General features: G+C 58.1%; 9 protein-coding genes. 2 read left to right on the top strand and 7 right to left on the bottom strand.

Annotation, left to right across the window (positions count from 1 at the left end):
* Positions 1-50: 50 nt before the first annotated feature.
* On the bottom strand, positions 51-1,379 hold the full coding sequence (locus tag KYK14_RS20170) for a replication-associated recombination protein A (RefSeq protein WP_219161482.1): 1,329 nt from the start codon (positions 1,377-1,379) through the stop codon (positions 51-53).
* A 37-nt stretch (positions 1,380-1,416) separates the two neighbouring features.
* Between KYK14_RS20170 and KYK14_RS20165 the strand changes: the two genes are divergently transcribed.
* The gene (locus KYK14_RS20165) at positions 1,417-2,340 is read left to right on the top strand and encodes a DMT family transporter (RefSeq protein ID WP_219161480.1); all 924 of its coding nucleotides are present in this window, start codon (positions 1,417-1,419) and stop codon (positions 2,338-2,340) included.
* A 114-nt stretch (positions 2,341-2,454) separates the two neighbouring features.
* On the opposite strand, the gene KYK14_RS20160 is transcribed toward KYK14_RS20165, so the two are convergent.
* From KYK14_RS20160 to lpdA, 4 genes are all read right to left on the bottom strand, one after another.
* A complete protein-coding gene (locus tag KYK14_RS20160) occupies positions 2,455-2,652 on the bottom strand; it encodes a GldL-related protein (protein WP_185280868.1) in 198 nt (65 codons plus the stop codon).
* Between the two features lie 19 nt (positions 2,653-2,671).
* On the bottom strand, positions 2,672-3,082 hold the full coding sequence (locus KYK14_RS20155) for a response regulator (RefSeq protein ID WP_185280869.1): 411 nt from the start codon (positions 3,080-3,082) through the stop codon (positions 2,672-2,674).
* A 43-nt stretch (positions 3,083-3,125) separates the two neighbouring features.
* Positions 3,126-6,155, bottom strand: a complete 3,030-nt coding sequence (locus tag KYK14_RS20150; RefSeq protein ID WP_219161478.1) for a PAS domain-containing protein — start codon at positions 6,153-6,155, stop codon at positions 3,126-3,128.
* A 192-nt stretch (positions 6,156-6,347) separates the two neighbouring features.
* Entirely contained in the window at positions 6,348-7,742 is a 1,395-nt protein-coding gene (lpdA, locus tag KYK14_RS20145) for a dihydrolipoyl dehydrogenase (RefSeq protein ID WP_185280871.1), read from the bottom strand.
* A gap of 233 nt (positions 7,743-7,975) precedes the next feature.
* Between lpdA and KYK14_RS20140 the strand changes: the two genes are divergently transcribed.
* Entirely contained in the window at positions 7,976-8,701 is a 726-nt protein-coding gene (locus tag KYK14_RS20140) for a tetratricopeptide repeat protein (RefSeq protein WP_219161476.1), read from the top strand.
* Between the two features lie 12 nt (positions 8,702-8,713).
* On the opposite strand, the gene KYK14_RS20135 is transcribed toward KYK14_RS20140, so the two are convergent.
* Together KYK14_RS20135 and KYK14_RS20130 are read right to left on the bottom strand one after the other, a co-directional pair.
* Positions 8,714-9,703 (bottom strand): CgeB family protein, encoded by a 990-nt coding sequence (locus KYK14_RS20135; RefSeq protein WP_185280873.1) that lies wholly within the window; start codon positions 9,701-9,703, stop codon positions 8,714-8,716.
* A gap of 116 nt (positions 9,704-9,819) precedes the next feature.
* A complete protein-coding gene (locus KYK14_RS20130; RefSeq protein ID WP_219161474.1) occupies positions 9,820-11,052 on the bottom strand; it encodes a geranylgeranyl reductase family protein in 1,233 nt (410 codons plus the stop codon).
* Between the last annotated feature and the right edge of the window lie 47 nt (positions 11,053-11,099).

The raw sequence follows: 11,099 nt of genomic DNA, 5'->3' as shown, positions 1-11,099 counted from the left end.
AAGGTCCTTCGCTCCGCTCAGGATGACAGACTGGTTTATCTCTACCTCAATCAATACCCGTACTTCTCGCCCCATTGCTGGCGGAGCCGCTCGCGAATTTTGTGCTCGGCGGGGTTGTCGCCGGGGTGATAGAAGGTGGTGCCGCTGAGTTGTTCGGGTAGGAACTCCTGGTATACGAAATTGCCAGGGTAGTCGTGGGCGTATTGGTATTCCTGGCCGTAGCCGAGCTGCTTCATGAGCTTGGTAGGCGCGTTGCGTAGCGGAATAGGAATTGGTTGCACGCCCTGCTGGCGCACCAGTGCCCGTGCTTCGCGGATGGCTTTGTACGAGGCGTTGCTCTTGGGCGAGGTAGCGAGGTATACCACTGTCTGGCTCAGGATGATATCCGACTCGGGTAGGCCAATGACCGTGACGGCTTGGAAGCAGCTCTGGGCCAGCAGCAGGGCGTTGGGGTTGGCGTTTCCTACGTCTTCGGAAGCCAGGATAAGCAAGCGACGGGCAATAAACTTCACGTCTTCGCCGCCTTCCAGCATCACGGCTAGGTAGTAGAGCGCCGCGTTGGGGTCGGAGCCGCGGATGCTTTTGATGAAGGCCGAAATCACGTCGTAGTGCATCTCGCCGCCTTTATCGTAGCGGGCGAGGTGCTGCTGGGCTAGCTGCTGCACCACAGCATTGGTAATGACGATTTCGCCGGTGACGGGCGCGGGCGAGGCGGCTTGCACCACAATTTCGAGCAGGTTGAGCAGCTTGCGCGCATCGCCGCCCGAGATGGTGAGCAGGGCATTGTATTCGTCTACCCGTACTTTCTTGCGTTTCAGTGCCTCATCTTCAGCCAAAGCGGTATCAACTAAACCAATGAGCACGTCTTTGTCCAGCGCCTCCAGCGTGTAGACTTGCGCCCGGCTCAGCAAGGCCGGAATCACCTCAAACGATGGATTTTCGGTGGTAGCGCCAATCAGCGTGACGGTGCCGTGCTCCACTGCACCCAGCAGCGCATCCTGCTGCGCCTTGCTAAAGCGGTGAATCTCATCAATAAACAACAAGGTGCCCGGCTGGCGCTTGGCGCGCTCAATCACCTCGCGCACGTCCTTCACCCCGGCGTTGATGGCCGACAGCGCCGCAAATGGCCTACCCAGCTCCTGGGCTAGCAGGTTGGCCAGGGTGGTTTTACCCACGCCAGGCGGCCCCCACAAAATCAGGGAGGGTAGGCGGCCGGCGTTGAGGTAGCGCCGTAGCACGCCCTCTGGCCCGATGAGGTGCTGCTGCCCGGCGTACTCGGCCAGCGTGCGCGGACGGCGGCGCTCCGGCAGGGGGGCATCGGGGCTCGTGGGGGTAGGGCGGGAAGGCGTTTCGGAATCGAAGAGGGAACCAGTAGACATAGTGCAAAGGTACGGAGGCTGCGTACCTTTGCCGGCCATGAAAAACCCCGTTTTGCTGCACGCCGCTCTGTTTCTGGTTGCGCTGATTTATGCGGCCAACTATAGCCTATCGAAAGACGTGATGCCTGTGTATGCCGGGCCGTTTGGGTTGGTGGTGTTGCGGACGCTGGGCGCGGCGCTGTTTTTTGGGGTAATGAGCCGCATTGTGAGCAAAGACCGCATCACAGGCCGCGCTGACAACGTGCGCGCTATCTTGAGCGGGATTATCGGCATTGGAGCCAACCAGTTGCTATTTTTCGGGGGCCTCAACCTGACCACGCCCATCAACGCCTCGCTGGTGCAAACCGTGTCGCCGATTGTGGTGGTGCTGGCCTCGGCAGTGCTGCTGGGCGAGAAAATCCGACCCATGCGCGTGGTGGGCATCCTGGTGGCTGGCATTGGCGCGGCGCTGATTGTGCTGGGGCGCGAGGTGCCCGGCGTGGCGCACGCCACCAATCCGGTGCTGGGCAATATTTTGATCTTGTGCAATGCCTCGGCCTTCGGCGTGTACCTGGTGATTGTGATGCCGCTCATGCGCAAGTACAACCCTTTCACGGTGCTGGCGCGCATCTTTCTGGTAGGAGCATTGGCGGCCCTACCCTTCGGCTGGCGGCAAGCCTTGGCCATCGACTTTGCCAGTCTGCCGGTGGTTATCTGGGCCGAGATTCTTTATATGGTCGTTTTCCTGACCATCGTGGCCTACTTGCTCAACAACTGGGCCTTGAAGTACGCCTCCCCTACCCTCACCGGCGTGTACCTCTACCTGCAACCCGTGCTGGCCGTGCTCATTGCTGTGGCCCTAGGCAAAGACACCTTCACGGTGGAAAAAGCCCTGCAAGCCTCCCTCATTTTTGTAGGCGTATTCTTGGTGAGTAAGAAACCCAAGGCAACGCCCGTGCCCCTCACGCCCACCGCAGAGTAGAAAACGCTCTATTCTACTAATGACTCGGTTGAAAAGGTCTAGGCTGTGCTAACTACTCAAAGGCAGCCCCGGCTTTTCATAAAGGCACTACCAAAAGTAGCGTCATTATTCAGCCTACTCCTCCGGCTGCCTGCTCTTGGCAAACCGATAGACCAAGAGCATCCCGGCCACTGCCTGCACCGATAGCCCGGCGAGTATCAGCCAGCTGGCCGCTTGTGCGTGCTGTGTCTTCAGCAGCGCGCCCAGCAAAACCAGGGCAATGCCCACCGCAAAAAACGAAAACAGACGGGGGTACGAAGGCAGTTGTTCCATCGCGCAGAAGTAGACGAATTTAATTGGGTAGGGTGCGCTGAAAATGCAGTTGCAAAATGGTAGCCAGCTTTTCCTGCGTGAGTGGCTTGCTGACCAGCCCGGCAATGGGCAAATCGTTGAGGCGGGCTAGGTCGCGGGCGTCCATGGTAGTCGTGAGCATGATCACCACGGTAGCGTGACGTTGCACGTCGGGCAGCCGCACGTAATTTTCCAGAAACTCGATGCCGTTCATGCCCGGCATGTTCACGTCCAGCAAAATCAGGTTGGGACCGTTCGATTCGTCGGGCTGTTGCAGCAGTTGCAGGGCCTCCGTACCGCTTTCGGCCACTAGCAGACGGTCAGTTATTTCCAGCTTCTTGAAAAGCAGCTCATTCAGAAAATTATTGGTTGCATCGTCGTCCACGAGCAAAACGCTGGCGAGCTTCTCCATTGAAAGTAGAAAGGGCACCCCACAGGGCACAGTGAGCCGGTCGTTAGCCGGGTAAGTAAACCGTAAAGGTAGTACCTACGCCGGGCTGGCTCTCTACGGTAATCGTACCGCCAGCGTTTTCCACAATTTTCTTCACCATATAGAGCCCTACCCCCGAGCCCTCTACATGGGAGTGCAGGCGCCGAAACATCCGGAACAGCTGCTCTTGCTGCGCTTGGGCCAGGCCCAAGCCATTGTCCCGCACGGTTAACACTACCTCCTCGTCTTTGCGCTGGCACCGAAGGTGCACCATGGCCGACCGGTCGTAGGCGCGGTACTTTACGGCGTTGCTGAGCAGGTTGTACAGAATACTGCGCAGGTTTTTGGCCGAGAAATGCACAGTAGTGCAGGCATCCACATCGGCTGTGAATGTGGTGTTGGCTGCGGCCAGCAAGGGCTGCAAGTCGAGGTGCACGGCTTCTACCAGCGTCGGGAGGTCTACCAGCTCGGAACCAGCTTCATTGGGCTGAAGCTGCGACACATCGGTGAGGTGCACCAGCGTTTGCTGGAAGCGACTAACGGCGCCATCCATCATTTCCAGGAGCTGCGGCACCAAGTTGGCTTGCAGCGCCTCGACGGGCAGCTGCTCGCGCAGGGCTATCAGCAGGCCTTCGAGGTTGGCAATGGGGGCTTTCAAATCGTGTGAGGCCGTGTACACGAACGTATCCAGGTCGGTGTTGATGCGGGCGAGCCGCTGGTTGGTCTGGCCCAGCGTTTTGTTGGTCGTTTGCAGCTCGTTGTTCAGCTCCTGCACTTGCTGGCGGGCCAGCACCTGCTCGGTTACTTCTATCCCTACTGCTACTATCCCAGTGGTTTGCCGCTGGGCGTTGTAGAGTGGTTGAAAAACAAAATTGACGTAACTCGTTAGTGCCTCTCTATTCTGCTGGCGGGGCAATTGCACGGGCGCTTCCGTAATCAAGAAAGGCTCCCCCGTTTGGAGCACGCCGGCCAGAATTTCCTCAAACCCCTGCCCGGCGGTTTCGGGCATGGCCTCAAAATAGGGCCGGCCTACCACCTCTGCCGGCGAGCGGCCCCAAATGTCGCCTACCGCAGAATTGGCCAGCTCTACCCGTAGCTCCGCACCACGCAGAATAGCAATAGCCATTGGGGCTTGTTCAAAAATACGCTGCAATTCAGCTTGTTGCGCATCACGCTGCTGACGAGCCAGCACTTGGCTGGTTACATCGTACGCAAACACAGAAATACCTACAGTCTGGCCGGCCTCGTAGTACGCTTGATAGGTGAAATTGAAATAAATCGTTTGAATTTCCTGAGTTTCCAGATCTTCAATGCTCAAGGGCACGGCATGCCCAAAGAAGGTTTCACCCGTTTGGTACACTTGGTCCAGCAACTCCACAAAACCCTGGGCTACGGCTTCGGGTTGCGTTTCGGCAATCGTACGACCGTGCATATTCCGACCTGGGAAAAGCTTTTGGTATGCTGAATTGAAGTATTCAAATCGATGCTCGGAACCGCGCAGCACGCAAATAACCGCTGGAGTTTGCTCAAAAATCTGATACAGATTTTCCCGCTCTCGCGCCCGTTGCTGGGCAGCAGCCAACATTTCAGCCTGTAGCGTATCCACCTGCTGGCGAGCCAGCACCCGGTCCGTAACGTCTAGAATAAAGGCCAGCACACCCTGCACACGATGCTGCGCGTCAAAAAGAGGCTGGTAAATAAAATCAATATACCGCTGCTCTGGCTGGCCGGTGGTAGGATCGTGGAGCAAGACAGCCATTTCGGTGCCCGCAAAGGCCTCGCCCATAGTAAATACACCATCCAGCAGGTCGATAAAGCCTTGGTCTACCACCTCTGGCAGTACCTGGGCCACTGGCAGTCCTATCTGGGCCCTACCTGCGGAAAGTACCCGGTACTGGTCGTTGAAGAAGGAATAACGGTGCTCCGGTCCGTTGAGCGTGGCAATGGCGGCGGGCACCTGACCCATAATCTGTTGCAGCAGACTTTGCTGCACTTGCAGCTGCTCGCGCTGGTGCTCGGCTTCGCGCAGCGCGACCTGCGCTTCCTGCGTGCGCCGGGTTACGCGGGCCTCCAGCTCTTCATTCAACAGCTGTAGTGCCTGTTGCGTGTGGTCCAGCGCGGCATTGGCGTTCAGGTATTCCTCGTTGGTGGCCCGCAACTCTTCGTTAATGGACGCCAGTTCCTCATTCAACTCCTGCACCCTCTGCCTAGCCAACACCTGCTCCGTGACATCAATGACAATGTCGATGATACCTAGTACTGTGCCGTCCGCGTTATACAGCGGCTGGTAAACGAAGTTGAAGTAACGCGTTTCAACCTGCCCGTTCTGCAATACATCCGCTGCTACCTCTGTGCCTACGAAGGGCGTACGCGTGTCGGCTACCTGCCGAATTAGCTCCGCGAAGCCTTGGCCACGTAGTTCCGGCACGCCTTCTAGCAACGGGCGGCCCACCACCTCCGCCGGCGCATAGCCCCACATAGCGCATAGTTGGTCGTTGGCGGCTGCCACTGTACAGTCGTCGCCCTGAAACAAGCCGATAGCCACCGGCGACTGGGTTAAGATGGCGTGCAACAAGTTGCGCTCTGTTTTCAGAGACTCATACATTTTCTGTTCGTGCGCCTGGCTTACGCGCAGTGCCTCTTCCACGGCCGTGCGCGGGTGTTCGTTGGTGTCTGTGAAGCTGACCACCAGCAGCTCGCTGTGGCGCTGCGCCACCAACTGGAAGTAGCCATCAAGCCCATCGTGCTGGTACAACATCTGGTGCCGCTCTACCCTACCCGAGCGAAAAGCCGCGCAGTAGAAGGCAAATACCCCTGTGGGCTGCGCGTTGGGATATAGCGTTAAAAACGTTTCGGTTGGCTGCTCTGGCTGTTGGAGCAATTGCTGAGCGGCACGATTGAGGCGCACGTACGCCAGATCCCGTATGGTTTCGCCATCGGCCGCCAACAGGGGGCGGAACAGGATAATACCCGTTAGCGAAATGTTCAACAGAACGTCTAACAGGCCTTCCGGCTCAGCAATAGGTAGAGGCAGCGAAACCGGGGGGGCGGGCATATCAAATTTATCAAGCAAACGAAAACTATCCCAAGATACAGCATTATAGTTCTGGGCAGGACACCTGCTAACGAGGAGCTTTTACCCCAGCCAGCACGTACGATGGCTAGGGTACCTAAACATCAAAAAGCCCCGGCGCGCATAACGGCGACCGGGGCTTTCTTTTTGCTTGCAGAAGCGCGTTGGCGCAGCTTACAGGTGAATTACCTCGTCGTAGGCGGCGGCCGAAGCCTCCATAATGGCCTCGCTCATGGTGGGGTGCGGGTGCACCGACTTAATGATTTCGTGGCCCGTGGTTTCCAGCTTGCGGGCTACCACTACCTCGGCAATCATCTCGGTTACGTTGGCGCCAATCATGTGCGCGCCCAGCCACTCGCCGTACTTAGCATCGAAAATCACCTTCACAAACCCGTCTTTCACACCACCTGCCGAGGCTTTGCCGGAGGCTGAGAAGGGGAACTTGCCTACCTTGATGTCGAGGCCACGCTTGCGGGCTTCGGCTTCGGTAAGCCCTACGGAGGCAATTTCGGGCTGGGCGTAGGTGCAGCCAGGAATGTTCTGGTAGTTGAGCGGCTCGGGGTGGTGCCCGGCAATCTTCTCCACGCAGATGATACCCTCAGCCGAGGCCACGTGCGCCAGCGCCGGACCGGGAATGATATCGCCAATGGCGTAGATACCGTCCACGTTGGTCTTGTAGTAGTCGTCCACGATGACGCGGCCGCGGTCGGTTTTGATACCCAACTCTTCTAAGCCGATGTTTTCGATGTTGGTGGCAATGCCTACTGCCGAGAGCACCACGTCGCAGTCAATTTGCTGCTCACCTTTGGCGGTTTTCACCGTCACTTTGCAGCCTTGTCCGCTGGTGTCTACCTTGGTTACTTCGGCTTCGGTGAGGACGTTGACGCCGATTTTCTTGAAGGATTTCTCCATCTGCTTCGACACTTCCTCGTCCTCTACCGGCACAATGCGGGGTAGGTACTCCACAATGGTCACCTCCGAGCCCATGGTGCGGTAGAAGTACGCAAACTCGACGCCGATGGCGCCCGAGCCTACCACTACCAGCTTCTTGGGCATCTGCTCTAGCGACATGGCTTTGCGGTAACCAATGATTTTCTTGTCGTCGATGGGCAGGTTGGGCAGTTGGCGCGAGCGGGCACCGGTAGCCAGAATGATGCTCTTGGCTTCTACCGTTTCCTTGCCGCCATCGGCTTTGGTTACCTCAATCTTACCGGGTGCCAGCAGCTTGCCGGTGCCCATAATCGTTTCGATTTTATTCTTTTTGAACAGGAAGTTGATGCCCTTGCTCATGCCATCGGCCACGCCGCGGCTACGCTTCACCACGGCCGTAAAATCCTGGCTCACCCCGGTAGCGCTCAAACCATAGTCGCTGGCGTGGTTGAGGTATTCAAATACCTGGGCGCTTTTCAGCAAGGCTTTGGTAGGGATACAGCCCCAGTTGAGGCAGATGCCGCCCAGCGACTCGCGCTCTACCACGCCTACTTTCAGTCCGAGCTGCGAGGCCCGAATGGCGGCTACGTAGCCCCCGGGGCCGCTGCCGATAACGACCAGGTCGTATTGCAATGCCATACTGTTGTGTTGCTAGATAAAATAGAAAGGAAAAGACCACCCGGCAACGATGCTGCCGGACAGGACAAAGATAGGCAGCCGGGCGCACTCGCCCCAACCGCCGCGGTAGCGCCACCCGCGGGAGTGTTACCGGGTATTTTTTTCGGTGAAGCGCAGCCGGTTGCCACGCCCGTCCGTACAAAAGCGCCGTACCTGCCGGTCATTGTAGCCGGTTTGTTTGCCCTTTGCTTATCATGAGAACAACGATACCAGCCTTTTTGATTTGTGGTGCTACGCTGCTGCTCACCACGCAGTGCGCCCGCACCACCGAGCCCGAAAACCCTACCTATACGCAGTCGGATGCTGCCCGCCGGGCCGTAGCTATGGAGGCTGCCACCCCAGACCTGGACACCATAGGCGCCGCTGCCACGGCTCCCGATGCCAGCCTGTCGGCAGCCGCTACAGCTCCCGTACCGGCCGCCCCAGACCTTAACGTTACCCCCGCCGATTACCGCACGGCCATCCGCACGGCCGACGCGGGCCTGAAGCTTCACCCGCGCAACTTCGACCTGCTGTTGACCCGCGCCAAGGCCCAAACAAAGCTCGGTAACTACGCCGAAGCTCTACCCGACTATACTGCCGCCCTGCGCCTGAAGTCCGACGATGCCAATGCCTACCGCGGCCGGGGTATGGCCTACGCCGCGTTACAACAGTATTCCGCCGCTATTTCCGATTACTCCAAAGCGCTGAAATACAACCCCAACGACAAGGAGGCTTTCTTCAACAGGGGCAAAACGCGCATGCAGACCCTCAACTTCAAAGCCGCTATCAGCGACTTCACCCAGGCCATTGCCCTCGACTCTACCTACGCGGCCGCCTATGAAGCACGCGGTACCAGCTATTCATCCCTCAATCAACCCACTGAAGCCCGCGCCGATTTGGAAAAAGCGGCCACGTTGGCACCTCACGCTCGGCGCTAACTGTTAGGGTTTCTACCCTTCCAGCCCGCAGACTCGCAGCATCTCCTGCATACGGTGCTGGTAGGTATGCTCGCGTAAAGTGCGGGCGTAGGCCTGTGTCGCAATCCGGGCGCGTTCTTCTGGCCGCGCCAGGTAGTGCGTGCATAGCTCGGGTAGCTCGGAGGCATCATTATAGAGTATAATTTCTTCATCTGGCACGTATAAATCCCGGATTTCCTCTTTGGTATCGCAGAGTTGAAACGCGCGGCAGCCGCTGGCTTCGAACAGGCGCGGGTTGACACCATACGACCAGCGCTGGTACCAAGTGTGCAGATTAAGCACGATGCGGGCTTGGTTGAAGAGCAACGCCATTTCCGTTGGCGTGAAGTAGCCGTGCCGCAAGAAATGTGGGCGAAGGGGTGAGTTCTTGGAAATTTTGCGCTTCCACGGCCCAATAATAGCTACCCGATGATGTTGAATTAGCTCCAGCACCACTTTCTCCCGGATGGGGTGGTGGTCTCCGGCAAAAACAATATCATACTGCTGCTCCGTGCCCTCCATGGGATGGTGTATAGCCGGATCAATACCCACGGGCAGGAAATGAGGTTCGCGAACATGGTAGTGGCGGTACACCGGCGCAGTGCCCCGACTGTTGGAGAAGAAAAAGTCGTAGAGGGATAAGGGTAGGTACTGCTGGGCCAGGTCGAAGGGGTCGTTTAACCACCAGCAGATTGTAAGCAGGCCCCGGCGCTTCAACTCACGTAGCGTGGCCGCGTCGTGAGTCTTGCCATAGATGGTAAAAAATACGTCAGGCTTGGTAGCTTCTACTACCTCCAGCAGTTGACGGTTTTTATAATCTAGAAACCCCTGAAACCGAATTTTCTCGCGCAGCCGCTCCACCTGATTGTCGCGCTCATGATTGAACACCACTACTTCATGTCCTAGCGCCAATAAGGCTTTTTCTACAAAACGCCCCATCGGGATAGTGCGCGTATGGCCGGGAATGGAAAGGAGAAATTTCATGGTTTACTCTTAAAGTTGTTTGTTACAGGAGTACGGAGGGAGCGTTCAGCAATAGGGAGTATTACTCACGCTGCGCACAAAATACGTGTAATCCGGTCGAATTGCAGTTCGGAAAGTTAGCGGCCAAACATCATCTTTAGATAAAAACCGGGCCGTCGGAGTTGCTCGCGCAGGTCTAGGTCCAGGAACATGTTGGTGAGGGTTTGGGCTAGGGTAGGGTTACGCACGGCACGGTTGGCCACAAAGTTGAACAGCCAGGGGTAAGCCAGCAGCCGCTGCATGGCACGGCTCAAACGTAGCTCCTGCCACAGGCGATTGTACACAGCGGCATCGTAGCCTTTCAGAAAATCGGCGGTGAAGTTCTGGGCCTGCACGGCACGGGCAGCCCAGTCGGCCGCGTGCCTACCCGACACCATGGCGTGGCTGATGCCCTCGCCCGTGAACGGGTCGATGAGGGAGCCGGCATCGCCGAGCAGCAGGTAGCCAGCTCCCGACAAGGAGCACCGTTTGGAGCCCAGCGGCAGGCCCATGCCGCGCACCGGACCCAGCCGTTGGGCCTGGGCAAAGCGGTTTTTGAAGCTGGGGTGTGTAGTCAGGATTTCGTCGAGGCGGGCGCGCAGATTGATTTTCTTGGCCGAAACTTTATCGGTGCGCATCCCTACCCCCACGTTGGCCTGGCCGTTGGGTAGGGGAAAAATCCAGAGGTAGCCGGGTAAGAATTCTTTCAGAAAGTGCAGTTCGATGAAGCCGTGCGGGTGCATACCCGTCACCCCTTCATAATAGGTGCGCAGCCCCGCCGAGTGATGCGCGGGCTCCAGCACGTGTCCGCCAATTTGCCGGGCCTGCGCCGACTGCGCGCCGTTGGCAATCAGCAGCAGCCGCGGGGTAGCCACCAGTGTGCCATCGGCCGCGAAAAGCTGCCATCGGCCATCGGGTAGGCGCTCGTGGCGAGCCACGTCTACGCCCTCCCGAAAGTCAATTTCGGGTCTTTGGCGCACTTGCTCTATCAGCAGGTTATCGAAATCGAGGCGCTTGGCGACGTGGCCGGGTGCGGCCTCGGCGGCGGGGTTGTAGTGCGCCCGGAAGGGCACCTCCACGGGCCGACCATTAGGCGCAAAAAAGCTGATGCCCCAACAGGGCACTTGCTCAGCCGAGGCGGCTAGCCGCGCGGGTAGGTTGGCATCAATCCGGCGCAGCTCATTGATGACCTTACCGCTGAGCGCGTCGCCGCAGGTTTTGTCGCGCGGGAAGGTGGCGCGGTCGAGTAGCAGGCAGGGCTGGCCGGCATTGGCGAGATGCAGGGCGGCCGTGGCCCCGCCCGGACCAGCGCCGAGGATGCAAATGTCCATTTTTTATTAGCTGTTAGCCATTAGCTGCTAGCCGATAGCTTTTATGT

Origin of the sequence: Hymenobacter profundi (assembly GCF_019334315.1) — a bacterium.
GTDB lineage: Bacteria > Bacteroidota > Bacteroidia > Cytophagales > Hymenobacteraceae > Hymenobacter > Hymenobacter profundi.
Note: the sequence above shows the minus strand (reverse complement) of the source record. Positions and strands in the feature narration are given on the sequence as shown.